Raw genomic sequence first — 15,565 nt, 5'->3', positions numbered from 1 at the left:
GTCAGGTTAGAGCCGCAATTTTAAATGGTGGATGTCATCGTCTGGTAAAATAATGGGCTCAGCAAGCGTCGAGCGCGTGCCAGCACCAGCGCCCCTTGTGCCCAGTTTCCATACTTTCGTGATATCAACGATGACTTCTACGCTCCCACACACCCAAATGGCTAACGCGATCCGCGCGCTGGCAATGGACGCCGTCCAGAAGGCCAACTCCGGCCACCCAGGCATGCCGATGGGCATGGCCGAAATCGCAGTGGCGCTGTGGAGTGGCCATTACAGCCACAACCCGGCCAATCCGAAATGGGTAAACCGCGACCGCTTCCTGCTGTCGAACGGCCACGGCTCCATGCTGCACTACGCGCTGCTGCACCTGAGCGGCTATGCGGTGAGCATGGATGACATCAAGGCCTTCCGCCAGATGCATTCGAAGACCCCGGGCCACCCGGAAGTCGGTTACACCCCAGGCGTGGAAACCACCACCGGTCCGCTGGGCCAGGGTATCGCCAACGCGGTCGGCATGGCGCTGGCTGAATGGCTGCTCGCAAGCGAATTCAACAAGCCAGGCCTGGACGTGGTCGATCACTACACCTACGCCTTCGTCGGCGACGGCTGCCTGATGGAAGGCATCTCGCACGAAGCGTGCGCGCTGGCCGGCACCCTGGGCCTGAAAAAACTCATCGCGCTGTACGACGACAACGGCATCTCGATCGACGGTAAAGTCGAAGGCTGGTTCACCGACGACACTCCGGCCCGTTTTGAAGCCTATGGCTGGAACGTGATCCGCGCGGTCGACGGCCACGACGTTGCTGCTGTCTCGGCTGCCATCGCGGCCGCCAAGCAGGCCGGCAAGCCGACCCTGATCTGCTGCAAAACCGTGATCGGCAAAGGCTCGCCTAACCTGCAAGGCGGCGACAAGGTACACGGCGCCGCACTGGGCGAAAAAGAAGTCGCTGCGGTACGCGAATACATCGGCTGGAGCGCCGCCCCATTTGAAATCCCGGCAGACATCTACAGCGCTTGGGATGGCAAAGCCAACGGCGCCAAGCTGGAAGCCGACTGGGCCGCCAAGTTCGCGGAATACAGCGCCAAGTTCCCGGCTGAAGCCGCTGAACTGAGCCGCCGCATGGCCGGCGACCTGCCAGGCAATTTCGATGCGGCGCTGGCCGCCGGCATCGCCTCGACGGTCGAGAAGAAAGAAAACATCGCCACCCGCAAGGCCAGCCAGAACGCCATCCAGGCACTGGCGCCGGTGCTGCCGGAATTCCTGGGCGGCTCGGCCGACCTGACCGGCTCCAACCTGACCAACTGGAAGGAAATCACCCCAGTACGTTCCGGCCAGCCAGGCAACCACATCAACTATGGCGTGCGCGAGTTCGGCATGTCGGCGATCATGAACGGCGTTGCCCTGCACGGCGGCTACATCCCGTTCGGCGCCACCTTCCTGACCTTCGCCGACTACAGCCGCAATGCGCTGCGCATGGCCGCGCTGATGAAACAGCGTTCGATCTTCGTGTTCACCCACGACTCGATCGGCCTCGGCGAAGACGGCCCGACCCACCAGTCGGTCGAACACGTTTCGTCGCTGCGCCTGATTCCTAACCTGGACAACTGGCGTCCATGCGACACCACCGAATCGATGGTGGCCTGGGGCGCGGCAGTCAAGCGTCAGGATGGTCCTTCGACGCTGATCTTCTCGCGTCAGAACCTGCCGTACCAGGAACGCAGCGCGGCGCAGATCGCCGACATCCAGCGCGGCGGCTATGTGCTGCGCGAAGCGGCCGACGCCAAAGTCACGCTGATCGCCACCGGTTCGGAAATCGAACTGGCCCAGGCTGCTGCCTCGGCGCTGGCCGCGGAAGGCATCGTGGCGCGCGTGGTGTCGATGCCATCGACCGATGTATTTGACCGTCAGGACGCTGCTTACAAGGCGGCGGTATTGACCAAAGGCGTACCACGCGTGGCCATCGAAGCTGGCGTCACCGATTTCTGGTACAAGTACGTTGGCCTGGAAGGCGCTGTGGTCGGCATCGATACCTTCGGTGAGTCGGCTCCCGCAGGCGTGCTGTTCAAGCACTTCGGCTTCACGGTAGAAAACGTGGTGGCGAAAGTCAAATCTGTCATTGCTTAATCTATAATTGCTTGTTGCATTACCTATATTTTTAATCAGGAGCAAAGTATGACGATCAAAGTTGCAATCAATGGCTATGGCCGTATCGGCCGTAATGTGCTGCGCGCTTTCTACGAAGGCGGCAAGAAACAAGACATCCAGATCGTGGCAATCAACGATCTGGGCGATGCCAAATCGAACGCCCACCTGACCCGCTACGACACCGCCCATGGCAAGTTCCCTGGCACCGTGGAAGTCGACGGCGACAACATGATCGTGAACGGCGATGTGATCCGCGTGTTCGCGCAGCGCAACCCGGCTGAAATTCCATGGGGCGACCTGGGCGTGGACGTGGTGCTGGAGTGCACCGGCTTCTTCACCACCAAGGAAAAAGCCTCGGCCCACCTGAAAGGCGGCGCCAAGAAAGTCATCATCTCGGCCCCAGGCGGCAAAGATGTGGACGCGACTATCGTCTACGGCGTCAACCACGGCGTGCTCAAAGCGTCGGACACCGTGATCTCGAACGCTTCGTGCACCACCAACTGCCTGGCGCCGCTGGTCAAGCCGCTCAACGATGCGATCGGCCTGGAAAACGGCTTGATGACCACCGTGCACGCTTACACCAACGACCAGGTGCTGACCGACGTGATGCATGAAGACCTGCGTCGCGCCCGTTCGGCCACCCAGTCGATGATCCCGACCAAGACCGGCGCTGCGGCCGCAGTCGGCCTGGTGCTGCCAGAGCTGAACGGCAAGCTGGATGGCTACGCGATCCGCGTGCCGACCATCAACGTATCGATCGTTGACCTGTCGTTCATCGCCAAGCGCGACACCACCGTGGACGAAGTCAACGCGCTGATGAAGGCGGCTGCCGAAGGCCCGCTGCAAGGCGTGCTGACCTACCAGACCGAGCCGCTGGTGTCGGTCGACTTCAACCACAACCCGGCCTCGTCGAACTTCGACTCTACCCTGACCAAAGTCTCGGGCCGCCTGGTCAAAGTATCGTCTTGGTATGACAACGAGTGGGGCTTCTCGAACCGCATGCTGGACACCACCGTGGCACTGATGAACGCCAAGTAATTCCAGGCCTCGTCAAAAAACCCGCCCCGGCGCCAGCCGCGGCGGGTTTTTTTATGGTTCATCGTGGAAGTCCGGGATGAACCTGCAGTAAACGCAAGAGAGCAGTAAGGAAGAGTTATTGTGTTTGTGCGACCAAACATATTTCTCAACCTACCGCTCTCATGGCAAATCATATTCTTAGCCTCCCGTTCTGGGAAGGCTTTATTGTGTCCTCTGTCGAGTCGTCGATCACTGCCTGCATGTGCGCTTGGCGGCCGATCCGGGGTGTCCGCTGATCTGTTTCCATTGCGGCACGCCCGCGCCGGGCGTGCACGACACTGTCTTGCGGACAGTGCACGACCTGCCGGCGACGCGCATCCGCAACTGGTTTGTGAGCCGCTAATAAAAAAAGCCTGCCGGGCGCAAACCCGGCAGGCTGTTGCCGCTGCCCCGAAGGGCAGGGGGGGCATAGGATTACAGCGAAACGCGCAGACCCAGGTAGTAGCGGCGGCCGATCGGATCGTAGGTCGATGCGTCGGTCTCGGTACCGGTGGTGTCGCCTGGCAGACCACTGATGATCGGTGGCGCTTTGGCGTTGAACGCGTTGTTGATACCCAGGTAGACCTGTACCGATTTCTTCACGTCATAGGTGAACTGGAAATCGTTGTAGGTACGGGAACCAACACCCACGCTGCCTGGTGCAATGCTCAGGCTCTTCAGGAACTGGTCATCCAGTGCCACTGGGCCGGTGTAGGTTGCGGTCCAGGTGGCGCCGAAGCTACCCCATTTGTAGGCGGTGTTCAGCACAGCCTTGCTGCGTGGCGCGTTGATCTGCGCCGAGGTGACTTCGCCAACGTCGTTATTGCGCTCTGCGTCAGGCGTGGCTTTATTCCACAGTTCACGCAGATAGGTGTACGACAGCTGGGCGCTCAGACGGCCAGGGCCGACGCGGTCAGCCCACGACGCGGTCAAGTCCAGACCTTCGGTGCCGGTGCCACCGCTGTTGGTGACGGCGGTGTTGCTGTACTGGATAGAACCGGCGCTCAGGTTACCCGTTTGCGCAGGACGGCGGGTGATGAATTTGCAGAAGGTCTGATTGTTCTGGTTGTAGCACTGGTCCAGAGCATACTGACGGTCGGTCGACACGATGGCGTCCGAAATCTTGATGTTGAAGTAGTCCGCCGTGAAGGTGAACTTGCTCAATACCGGGATCGAACGTGGGGTGACAACAAAACCAATGGTCGTCGAACGGCCTTTTTCTGCCTTCAGGCCCGGGTTGCCGCTGTTGTAGCCGCTAATACCTTGCTGATCCGCCTGGCCCAGCGTGAAGACGCCGCCGTGGGCTGCCATATTCGCTGCGACGCCTGGTGCGGCTTTGCAGTTGGTGGCCAGGGCCGAAGTGGCCGACGACGACACGCCTTCGCATGGGTCAACCAGGCCAGTTGGGAAGTCCTGGCTAGGTGCGGTGTACAGCTCGTTGATGTTCGGCGCACGGGTCGACTGGGCACGGGTACCGCGGATCTTGAAGTCCGAGGTCACCGCCCACTCACCACCAGCATTCCAGCTGTTGGTGCTACCCACGGTCGAGTAGTCGCCATGGCGGAAGGTACCCAGGAAGCTCAGTTCCTTGGCGAACGGCTTATCCTTCAGGATAGGCACGCGGGTTTCAACGAACGCTTCACGGACGGTGAAGTTACCGAAGGTTGGTGGAATCGCGTTACCAGCGTTCAGGCCAGCCTGGGTCAGCGGGTCAGGGATGGAGCTCGAATCTTCGCTGCGCCATTCGAAACCGGCAGCCAGGCCGACTTTACCGGCTGGCAGGTCGAACAGCTCACCGTTGATCGAAGCGCCGGCCAGCTTCTGGGTCACGGCAGTTTGCAGCGAGCCAGGTGCGGTCACGTATTTCAGTGCATCGGGCGAGATGGTGTTGTAGCCAAAGATGTTGATTGGTACGCAACCTTCTGCTGCGGCGTTGGCGTCACGGCAGACTGGTTTGCCACTGGCGTCAGGCACGGCATCCAGCGCGTAGCGCAGGTTAGGAATGTTGACCTGGCCGGTCGAGCTTTGCGCTTCCTTGGTTTTGCCGTACGAGATGTAAGTCTCGTAGTTCCATTCTTTGGTGAATGGCAGCGTGCCTTTCAGGCCGGTGGCCAGACGGAAGGTGCTGCGGTCCGCGTCGGAGTGGCGTGGGCCGAATTCCGACAGGCGGCGGGTGAAGAAGTAGTCAGGAATACCGTCGCCGTCGTTGTCGCTGATGCGGTCCCACAGGTATTGCGGCACCAGCGGGTTTTTCACCAGCTTGCCGTTGACGATGGCGCCTGCAGGCACCTGGCCGCCCGTACCTTTGTAGATCTGGTCCGAACCCAGCGGGAAGGACTCGATATTGGTCGACACCTTGGTCTGCGCGTAAGTACCTTCAAAGAAGGCGCTGTGGTTTTCGTTCAGCGCGCGGGTACCGTTCAGCGAGAACAGATAGCGTTCGGTCGGGACAGCGATGGTACGCAGGGCCGAGCGGTTGTAACCGGTCGCGGCGCCGCCGTTGGTGCCGTTTTGGTTCCAAGGAATGACGTTACCGTTCTTATCGTAGGTAAAGTCGCTCGCGTCGCTGTAGAAGTGGCCTTGTGGCGCGTAGCCCGAGTAGTTCGGGCTCTTGGCCACGAAGGCCAGGTCAGGACGGCCTTTGACGATGGCCGAAGTCTGGTCGAGCGCCGAAGCATCGCGGTCGCGCGAGAACACCGGACCCTGCTTCGAGTAGCCGAAGTGGCCCATGATGTTGCTGGCGCCGTCGGCGCTGCTGGTACCGAAGGTCAGCGCGATCTTGCGCTTGTTGTCGTCGCCTTCGCTGCTGCGGCCGCCCTGGGCATCCAGCAGCACGCCTTCGAAGTTTTTCTTCAGGATGATGTTGACCACACCGGCCACTGCGTCCGAACCGTAGGTTGCGGAGGCGCCACCGGTCAGCAGTTCAACGCGTTCGATGAAGTCGGTTGGAATGGTGTTCAGGTCGACTGCGCTGCTGCCTGGCACGCCAGACACAAAGCGACGGCCATTGACCAGCACCAGGGTACGCGAGTCACCCAGGTTACGCAGGTTGACGGTCGATACACCGCCACCCGAAGTCAGGAAGTTCGAGTTGGTACGGCTCAGGCTTGGGGTACCCATGGTCGGGTTTTTCTGCAGCAGATCTTGCAGGTTGACGGCGCCGGAGGCGGCGATGTCAGCCGAGCTCAGAATCTGCAGTGGCGATGGCGATTCGGCGCCTGGCGAAGCAATGCGCGAACCGGTAATCTGGACTTTCTGTACGGCTTCCGCCGGTGCAGCTTCCTGGGCAAATGCTGCTTGTGCGCTCATCGCCATGCCGACTACGCAGATCATGCGTACGGAACGGGACAACACTGTTTCCTTCATCATTGCGGAACTCCTTAGGTGTATTGAAACAACTCTCCGTTATTTTTTTGTTAAAGTTTAAGTTTAACTGGTCAACTTTAACGAGTTCGCAGGCATGTTGTAAACGTAAAAGGCCGTAAAAAAGCAGCTATTCGCAAAAAAGCAACAGTACCACTGTTGTAACAAATTGTTTCGATTTGGCATATGGAAATAAACCTGGATTAACTAAGGCGAAGTTAATCAAGCCCCGTAATAACCGGGAAATGCCTTATCTGATTGAAACCTGAAATAGTGCGCTGGGTGCACCCACCTGTATAGACGTATTCAGCGTATTGGGGCATGAGAAAGGGCGGGAAAAACCTACGCGAATTACGTAAGGGCGATTCTTAAAAAATGTCGGATATAACCCATGTGAAATACGGTGAACTGCTAATTTTTAGCGGGTTTATGCTAAAAATCGTCGTATTTTACTCGGGACTGCACCAGCCTAGGGCGCTGTAAACACAGGGGGAAGGCCCGGTCCGGACGGACCAGGCGGGGGCGGACGCAGATGCTTACTTGTAAATGCCGGAACCGATCAGGAAGTCATCGACACGCTCGACATAACCCGATTTGGATTCAACCGCTTTAGTCACTGGATTAGGCCATTTAAAATCGACCCAGCCCTTTCCTTTATTTTTGGCGGTATCCACCATTTCCTTAATCATGGCCTTGCCTTCATTATCTTTTAAACCGATTAAAGGCTTGCCGACCATTTTAGGATTATTACCGTGCGCTAAAGCCACGCCATTCAGGTCATACACATATATATACAGGTCGCGATCATGGAAGGTGGGGTTGGCCGGGTCCGAGATGGCGGCGAAGGTCTTCTCCTTGCCGTCCGACTTGACCATGGCCACCGCCTTCTTGACCATGGCGACGGCCTCGTCCGCAGTTCCGCGGTCGGCCGCCAGCGCGGGGCCGGACAGGATCATGCAGCTGAACGCCAAAGCAGAGGCGCCGAAAAGTGCTCTCATATCGATCTCCTTTATGTGATGAAACTGCTTCCTGAAGTATTGCACCTTTTGAAAAAGTTATTGTTGTTGATCGGCAACATTGACGCCGAAGATGGCTTGCCATAGCGCGGATACCTGGGCCGCGTGCTGTTCCACCAGCTCGGGCGCGATACGCGCCAGGTCCTGGCCTTGCAGGCGCAGCTGGTGCTGCAGCTTGCGGTATTGGCGGTAGGCATCGGCCACCCTGGCGGCCAGACCGGCGTCGATCAGGCCCAGTTCGCCGCACATGCGCAGCAGCGCGATATTGCCGAAATTGGCGGTGAGTTCAGGATAGGCCGCCGCGTGCTGCAGCACCAGGAACTGCACGATGAATTCAATGTCGATCATGCCGCCCGGGTCCTGCTTCAGGTCAAACAGGGCGCTGTGGTTGGGCTTGGCGTCGTACATGCGTTGGCGCATGGCCAGCACCTCCTGCTTGAGCGGACCATCGGCCGGCCGTTCCTTGCGCAGCACCGCCTCGCGGATCTGTTCGAAGCGCTGGCCGATGGCGGTGTCGCCCGCGCAGTAGCGCGCGCGCGTGAGTGCCTGGTGTTCCCAGACCCAGGCGGAATTGCTCTGGTACTTCTCAAACGAGGCGACACTCGACACCAGCATGCCGCTGGCGCCGTCCGGGCGCAGCGCGGTGTCGATGTCAAACAGGATGCCGGCCGAGGTGTGCGAGGTCATCCAGGTGATGAAGCGCTGCGCCAGCTTGGCGTACTGGGCCGGCGCATCCTGGTCGGCATCGTCGTACAGGAAAATTACGTCGAGGTCGGACACATAGCCCAGCTCTTTGCCGCCCAGCTTGCCATAGGCGATCACCGTGAACAGCGGCACGTCGCGGTGGCGCGTGGCCACGGTCTGCCACACCGCCTTGATGGTGGCGGCGACGATGGTGTCGGCCAGCGCCGACAGGTAGTCGGCCAGTTTTTCCACGGTGAGGTCGCCGGCCAAGTCCTGGGCCAGCAGGTGGAACAGCTGGGCATGGTGGATTTCCCGCAGAATATCCATCTGGCGCTCGGTGTCGCCGGGCGCGGCCGCCAGCTGGGTGTCGATGTCAGCGGCCAGCGCCACCGGGTCGAACACGGCGTTGCGGATGCGGTCGTCGAGCAGCTCATCGAGCAGGATCGGATGCTGGCTCAGGAACTGCGCCGCCCAGCCGCTCGCATGCACCATGCGGATCACGCGCGCCAGCGTGTGCGGGTATTCGGTCAGCAGCGACAGGTAGGCCGAGCGCCGTGCGATCGCTTCCAGGAAATCCAGCAGCCGGCCCAAGGTGGCCAGCTGGCTGCCGCCACTGGACTCCTGTGCCGCCTGCACGATCAGCGGCAATGCCGTGTTGATCAGACCTTGCAGCCGGTTGCGGCTGGCTTCCGGCATGGATTGCAGGCGTGGCGCCTGCCACGTGGCGATCAGGCGCTTGGTGGCCGCTTCCGGATCGTCAAAGCCCAGCGCATGGAAGCGCGCCACCATGACTTCGCGGTTGTCGGGATCGGCGCATTCATTGCTCGACTGTAGTTCGATATCGTTGTCGCTGGTTTCGGTCTTGTCCGAGAACATCTCGTCAAACTGGCCGGCAACGAAATGGCGGTGCGCTTCGAGCTGGCTCAGCAGGGTGGCCACATCAGGCAGACCCATCATTTCAGCGACGGTCTGGCGGTCAGTGTCGTTGGCGGGCAGGGTGTGGGTCTGGGCATCGTCCAGGTATTGCAGGCGGTGTTCGAGGTTGCGCAGGAAGGTGTAGGAAGCCAGCAGCTGGTAGACGATGGCGTGGCTTAACAAGCCTTTCTCGGCAATGATGCGCAGCGTGGTGCGCGTCGAACGGTCGCGCAGCGCGGCGTCGCGGCCTCCGCGTATCAGCTGAAATACCTGGGCCAGGAACTCGATCTCGCGGATGCCGCCGCGGCCCAGCTTGACGTTGTTGCTGCGGTCCGGGTGCAGCCGCTCCTGGCGGTTTACCTCGGCACGGATCTGCGCATGCATATTGCGGATGGCGTCGATCACGCCAAAGTCCAGGTAGCGGCGGAAGCAGAACGGCCGCACGATGGCGTCGAGCGCGGCAATGTCCTCGGCGCGGCCGGTGACGGCGCGCGCCTTGACCCAGGCATAGCGCTCCCACTCGCGGCCCTGGACGATGAGATAGCGTTCCACCATGCCCAGGCTGGCCGCCAGCGGGCCGGAGCCGCCGTTGGGCCGCAGCGCCATGTCAACCCGGAAGGTGTAGCCGTCTTCGGTGATTTCGGCCAGCGCGGCAATCAGCTTCTTGCCCAGGCGCACAAAAAATTCGTGGTTGGACAGGCTGCGCTGGCCCGGGCCGGCCGCTGTGTCGCCGTCCTCCGGGTAGACAAAGATCAGGTCAATGTCGGACGAGACATTAAGTTCGCCGCCGCCTTGCTTGCCCATGGCCAGCACGATCATTTCCTGTGGCAGGCCGGAATCGCGGCCGATCGGCTGGCCGTGTGCGGCCACCAGTTCCGCTTGCAGTTCGGCCATGTGTTGCTGAATGGCAAAATCAGCAAAGCGCGTCATGGCTTCCACCACCTCGGCCAGGTTGGCCTTGCCCTCAAGGTCGCGCCGGATCAGGGTGCACACCAGCAGGTTGCGCAGCCGGCGCATGGCGCGCATCAGCGGCAGTGGCGGGGCGCCTGCGGGAACGGCCTGGGCTTCTTTGGCTAAAAAGTCAGCAAGATTGATCTGGGCAAGCGATAATTGCGCCAATTCATCAGTTTTGGCGGCGCGGTCGGGAGCGGCAGCCAGCCAGCGCTGATAAAAACGGGAGACAGACGGTGAACTCATGCGCGGGATGTTTCCTCTATTGGTAACGGCGTGTAAAGCATGGTAATCCGGCGCATTTCTCCCCCTCCGGGGCGCGGTTTCAGCGGGGGGATGGGGTAGAATTGCTGCGCAGGCATAAAAGCTTGAAAACCGAGTTTAGCGATTTATTTACCGCATGGCCTGATTTATTAGCGTATTGATGCAAAAACCAGAGGAGGAGACCGTGACAGGCGAGGGGCCATTGGCCGCGCGCTGGCATCGGCTTCGTGCCGCCTACCGTATCTGCAACCTGGCCACCCATCACGTGCTGGGCTTCACCTTGAAGCTGGCGCTGGTGTTGTATTTCGCTTTCACCATCCTGTTCCTGGCGCTGCGTTATGCGGTGCTGCCGAATATCGACCACTACAAGGGCGATATCGAGCAGGCGGCCAGCCGCGCGGTCGGCAATCCCGTCACCATTTCCCGTGTTTATGCCTCCTGGAACGGCTTCCGCCCCAGTCTGTTCCTGGGCGATGTGGTGCTGCACGACCAGCGCGGCCGCCCGGCGCTGAGCTTGCCGAGCGTGTCGGCCACGCTGTCGTGGTGGACGCTGGTTTCTGCCAATCTGCGCTTCCACGCGCTGGAACTGACGCGTCCGGAACTGGACATCGTGCGCGAAGCCGATGGCAAGCTGTACGTGGCAGGCATCTACCTCGACCTCAACCGGCCCAGCGACGGCAAGGGCCTGGACTGGCTGCTGCTGCAGCGCGACATCGTGATCCGCGAAGGCCGGCTGCAATGGACCGACCGTCAGCGCGCCGCGCCACCGCTGGTGCTGGACAATGTGGCCGTGGTGCTGCGCAACCAGTGGCTGCACCACCAGTTCGCGGTCCACGCGACGCCGCCGGCCGCGCTGTCGGCGCCGCTGGACCTGCGTGCCGATTTTACCCACCCAGCTTTTGGCGCGCGCACCTCCAATGTCTCGATGTGGAAGGGCGAAGTCTATGCCGACATCCGCAATACCGATTTGCTGGCGTGGAAAGCGTGGGTCGATTACCCGTTTGACCTGAGCAGCGGCACCGGTTCGCTGCGCGCGTGGGTGGGCGTGGACCAGTCGCGCCTGACCAGCTTTACCGCCGACGTTGGCCTGAGCAACATCACCGCTGTGCTGGGCAAGGAATTGCCGCTGCTGGACTTGCAGCAAATGAGCGGCCGCATTGCTGCACGTGAAGACCTCCGCCCGCCGCTGGCGCGCAAGGGCGCAGTGACGCCAGCATTTGGTGCACTGGCCCACAGCATCGAACTCAATAATCTGACCCTGACCACGCGCGATGGCCTGGTGATGGCGCCCACCTCGCTGTCGGAAAGCTATGTGGCCGCGGCTGGCGCCAGGCCGGAGCGCGTGGAAGTGCGCGCGCGCCAGCTGGACCTGCAAACGCTGGCCGGTCTGGCCGAGCGCCTGCCGCTCAATGAGCATCAGCACAAGCTGGTGGCCAGCTTCGCGCCGCGTGGATTGTTGCAAAATTTTTCCGCCGAATGGCAGGGCGCGTTCCCGGCCTTGCAGACCTACCGCGTCAAGGGTGACCTGGTTGGACTGGGCCTGAAACCGCAGCCGCCACGCCCGGCGCAAGCGAAAAATGGCAAGACGCCAGCCATTGCCGGCATGCCGGCGCTGCCCGGCTTCGACAACCTGAGCGGTGCGATCGACGCCACCGAAAAAGGCGGCAGCTTCCAGCTCAACTCGCAGCAGCTGGTGCTGCAAATGCCGGACTACTTCGACCAAGCCTCGATGCCGTTCGACCATCTGAACCTCAAGGCGCGCTGGTCGTTTGAAGCGGACAACCAGCTGCTGTTCCAGATCGACGCCATGGACTTCGAGCAGGAGGGCTTGCGCGGCACGCTGCAGGGCACGCACACCATCCCGCTGGCGGGCAAGGGACCGGGCAAGGCCGACCTCAGCGGCACGCTGACCGGCTTCCAGCTGAACCGCATCGGCCGCTACCTGCCGGTGCAGACGCCACACGACCTGCGCCACTGGCTGACCGGCGCGCTCGAAGGCGGCGTGGCGACCGACGTTGCGCTGCGCCTGCGCGGCGACCTGACGCACTTCCCGTTCCACGGCGACAGCAATGCCGACAAGGCGCGCGGCGAATTCCGCGTGGCCGGCAAGCTCACCGAAGGCAAGCTCAACTACGAGCCGGGTCACTACCATCTCGATGGCAAGGAACTGGGCAAGGATGGCAAGCCGCTGCCGCTGTGGCCACAAGCCGAGCACATCAAGGGCAGCTTTGTGTTCGAGGGCGCGCGCATGGAAATCCGCGGCGATACCGCCACCACGGGCGGCGTTGCGCTGAGCAATGTGAAGGCGGTGATTCCCGACCTCGGCATCCACGATTCGATGCTGGAAATCGATGGCAATGCGGCCGGGCCGATGCAGGAGTTCCTCAAGTACGTGGCCAACAGCCCGGTGCTGGAATGGATCTCGCACTTCACCGATGAAACCCAGGCCAGCGGCAATGCCAAACTGGCGCTGAGCCTGCGCATCCCGCTGGCGCACGCGATCGATACCAAGGTGCAGGGCACGCTGCAGCTGGCCAACAACGACATCACGCTGATGAGCGACCTGCCGGTGGTGCAGTCGTCGCAGGGCAAGATTGAATTCAACGAACGCGGCGTCAACCTGAACCAACTGAGCGGCAACTTCCTCGGCGGTCCGGTGTCGATCACCGGCGGCAGCCAGAAGGACAACGCTATCATCGTCAAGCTGGGCGGCCTGATGACGGCCGACGGCTTCCGCCAGGCGTATCCGATGCCGGCCATGCAGCGCCTGGCGGACCACTTCTCGGGCAGCACGCGCTACAGCGGCACGGTGACGGTGCGCGACCATCAGGTGGTGGTGGCGGTGGATTCCAGCCTGACCGGCCTGGGCCTGGACCTGCCCGCGCCGGTCAAGAAAACCCAGACCGACAACATGCCGCTGCACTTCGTGCTGGCCAGCGGCCTGACGCCGGACGGCGCCGGCCTGCTGCATGACGATATCCGCATTGGGCTGGGCAGCAACATCGCGGTGCGCTACCAGCGCCAGAAGCTGCCCAAGCAGCACTGGAAACTGGTGCGTGGCGGCATCGGCGTGAATGCGCCCGCGCCCGAACCGGACAGCGGCCTGACCTTCAACATCAATCTGCGTGAACTCAATGTTGATCACTGGCTGGACTTTGGCGACCTGATCGGCGGCAAGGGCGCCCCGGCGGCGCCGGCAGCGGCTGCAACGGACGCCACCGACATCACGCAGTATGTGATCCCGGACGCGGTGGCCGCGCGTGCCAGCGAGCTGGTGATCGGCGACCGCAAGCTGGAAAACGTGGTGATCGGCGTGACGCATCAGAAATCCATCTGGCAGGCGAATATCGATTCCACCCAGGCCAGCGGCTACCTGACGTGGTCCGAGCCGTCCACCGGCGCCGGGCTGGGCAAGGTGACGGCCCGTTTGTCATCGCTGGTGATCCCGGAGTCGGCCTCAAACGAAGTGCAGGACCTGCTGGATGGCAAGAGCGCAGCGGCCACCATCCCGGCGCTGGACGTGGTGGTGGACCGTTTTGAACTGTTCAACAAACAGCTGGGCCGTCTGGAACTGCAAGCCAATAATGCGCTGCTGCCGAATACGCGTGAATGGCGCGTGAGCAAACTGTCGCTGGCCAATCCGGACGGCGAGCTGACCGGCACCGGCAAGTGGATCAGCAAGGATGGCACGCACAACACCAGTCTGAATTTCAATCTGGCCATCAACGACGCCGGCAAGCTGCTGGACCGCTTTGGCTTTGCCGATACGCTCAAGGGTGGCAAGGGCTCGCTCAACGGCGACATCGCCTGGAAGGGCTTGCCGTACGCGCTGGACCTGCCGAGCCTGTCCGGCCAGATCACCATGAATGTCGAGAAAGGCCAGTTCCTCAAGCAGGACCCGGGCGCCGCCAAGCTGCTCGGCGTGCTGAGCCTGCAAGCCTTGCCGCGCCTGCTCAAGCTGGACTTCCACGACGTGTTTTCGGAAGGCCTGGCGTTTGACGGCATTAGCGCCAACGCCAGCATCAACCACGGCATTGCCAAGACCGACAACCTCAAAATGCATGGCGTCGCCGCCACCGTGCTCATGGACGGCAGCGCCGACATTGCCAATGAAACCACCAATCTGCACGTGGTGGTGATCCCGGAAGTGAACCTGGGCACGGCGCCGCTGGTGTATGCGCTGGCGGTCAATCCCGTGATCGGCCTGGGCAGTTTCCTGGCGCAGCTGTTCCTGAGTGCGCCAGTCATGAAAGCACTGACCTATCATATGCAGGTGACCGGCCCCTGGAAAGCGCCGGTGGTCACCAAGCTCGACGCCGCCAAAGCAGACCTTCCGCCCAAAGGAGCGCCATGAATACCGTAGCCGCCATACAAATGATTTCGTCGCCGTCGGTGAGCGACAACCTTGCCACCGCGCGCCGGCTGGTGAGCCAGGCCGTGCAGGACGGCGCCCAGTTGGTGCTGCTGCCGGAGTACTGGGCCATCATGGGCCTGAACGACAGCGACAAGGTCAAGGTGGCCGAGCCGCTCGGCAGCGGACCGATCCAGGACTTCATGTCCAGCCTGGCGCGCGAACTCAAGATCTGGCTGATCGGCGGCACCTTGCCGCTGGCCTCGGAGGATGCTGAGAAAGTCATCAATACCACGCTGGTGTACAACCCGCAGGGCGAGCATGTGGGCCGCTACGACAAGATCCACCTGTTCGGCTTCACCAAGGGCACGGAGTCGTACAATGAATCGAAGACCATCGTGCCAGGCCAGCATGTGGGCGTGTTTGACGCGCCGTTCGGCAAGGTCGGCCTGTCGGTGTGCTACGACCTGCGCTTCCCGGAATTGTTCCGCGCCATGGGGCCGGTGGCCTTGATTGTGTTGCCGGCCGCCTTCACCTACACCACCGGCATGGCGCACTGGGAAATCCTGCTGCGCGCGCGCGCGATTGAAAACCAGTGCTATGTGCTGGCGGCGGCGCAGGGCGGCATCCATCCGAATGGCCGCCGTACCTGGGGCCACAGCATGCTGATCGACCCATGGGGCGCGGTCAAGGCCGTCTTGCCCGAGGGCGAGGGCGTGGTGCGCGGCGAGATCGACCTGGCCTATATGGACGGCGTGCGCGAGAGCTTGCCGGCACTGAAACACCGCACCATGTGATATCCACTACAATTGCGGTAAC

The 15,565-nt window shown here is 61.7% G+C and carries 7 protein-coding genes; 4 read left to right on the top strand and 3 right to left on the bottom strand.

The features are described from left to right. The first annotated feature begins 130 nt into the window (after window positions 1-130). Window positions 131-2,125 (top strand): transketolase, encoded by a 1,995-nt coding sequence (gene tkt / locus BUA36_RS12175; RefSeq protein WP_072784827.1) that lies wholly within the window; start codon window positions 131-133, stop codon window positions 2,123-2,125. Window positions 2,126-2,173: 48 nt separating this feature from the next. Continuing rightward, window positions 2,174-3,184, top strand: coding sequence for a type I glyceraldehyde-3-phosphate dehydrogenase (gap, locus tag BUA36_RS12170; protein ID WP_072784825.1), 1,011 nt, complete (start codon window positions 2,174-2,176; stop codon window positions 3,182-3,184). Between the two features lie 453 nt (window positions 3,185-3,637). On the opposite strand, the gene BUA36_RS12165 is transcribed toward gap, so the two are convergent. The 3 genes from BUA36_RS12165 to glnE form a co-directional block, all read right to left on the bottom strand. Continuing rightward, window positions 3,638-6,571, bottom strand: a complete 2,934-nt coding sequence (locus tag BUA36_RS12165) for a TonB-dependent receptor domain-containing protein (protein ID WP_072784823.1) — start codon at window positions 6,569-6,571, stop codon at window positions 3,638-3,640. A gap of 530 nt (window positions 6,572-7,101) precedes the next feature. Next, window positions 7,102-7,563 carry a cache domain-containing protein gene (locus BUA36_RS12160; RefSeq protein ID WP_072784821.1) on the bottom strand — a complete coding sequence of 154 codons (462 nt, stop codon included), beginning with the start codon at window positions 7,561-7,563 and terminating at the stop codon, window positions 7,102-7,104. Between the two features lie 57 nt (window positions 7,564-7,620). Continuing rightward, window positions 7,621-10,377, bottom strand: a complete 2,757-nt coding sequence (gene glnE / locus BUA36_RS12155; RefSeq protein WP_072784819.1) for a bifunctional [glutamate--ammonia ligase]-adenylyl-L-tyrosine phosphorylase/[glutamate--ammonia-ligase] adenylyltransferase — start codon at window positions 10,375-10,377, stop codon at window positions 7,621-7,623. A 178-nt stretch (window positions 10,378-10,555) separates the two neighbouring features. On the opposite strand from glnE, the gene BUA36_RS12150 reads away from it, so the two are divergent. Both BUA36_RS12150 and BUA36_RS12145 read left to right on the top strand, forming a co-directional pair. Next, on the top strand, window positions 10,556-14,749 hold the full coding sequence (locus tag BUA36_RS12150; RefSeq protein ID WP_072784818.1) for a YhdP family protein: 4,194 nt from the start codon (window positions 10,556-10,558) through the stop codon (window positions 14,747-14,749). Next, complete coding sequence (locus BUA36_RS12145) at window positions 14,746-15,543, top strand: carbon-nitrogen hydrolase family protein (RefSeq protein ID WP_072784817.1); 798 nt, start codon at window positions 14,746-14,748, stop codon at window positions 15,541-15,543. Before BUA36_RS12150 ends, BUA36_RS12145 begins: the two co-directional genes overlap by 4 nt. Window positions 15,544-15,565: the final 22 nt, after the last annotated feature.

This window comes from Duganella sacchari (assembly GCF_900143065.1).
Lineage (GTDB): Bacteria > Pseudomonadota > Gammaproteobacteria > Burkholderiales > Burkholderiaceae_D > Rugamonas > Rugamonas sacchari.
Note: the sequence above shows the minus strand (reverse complement) of the source record. Positions and strands in the feature narration are given on the sequence as shown.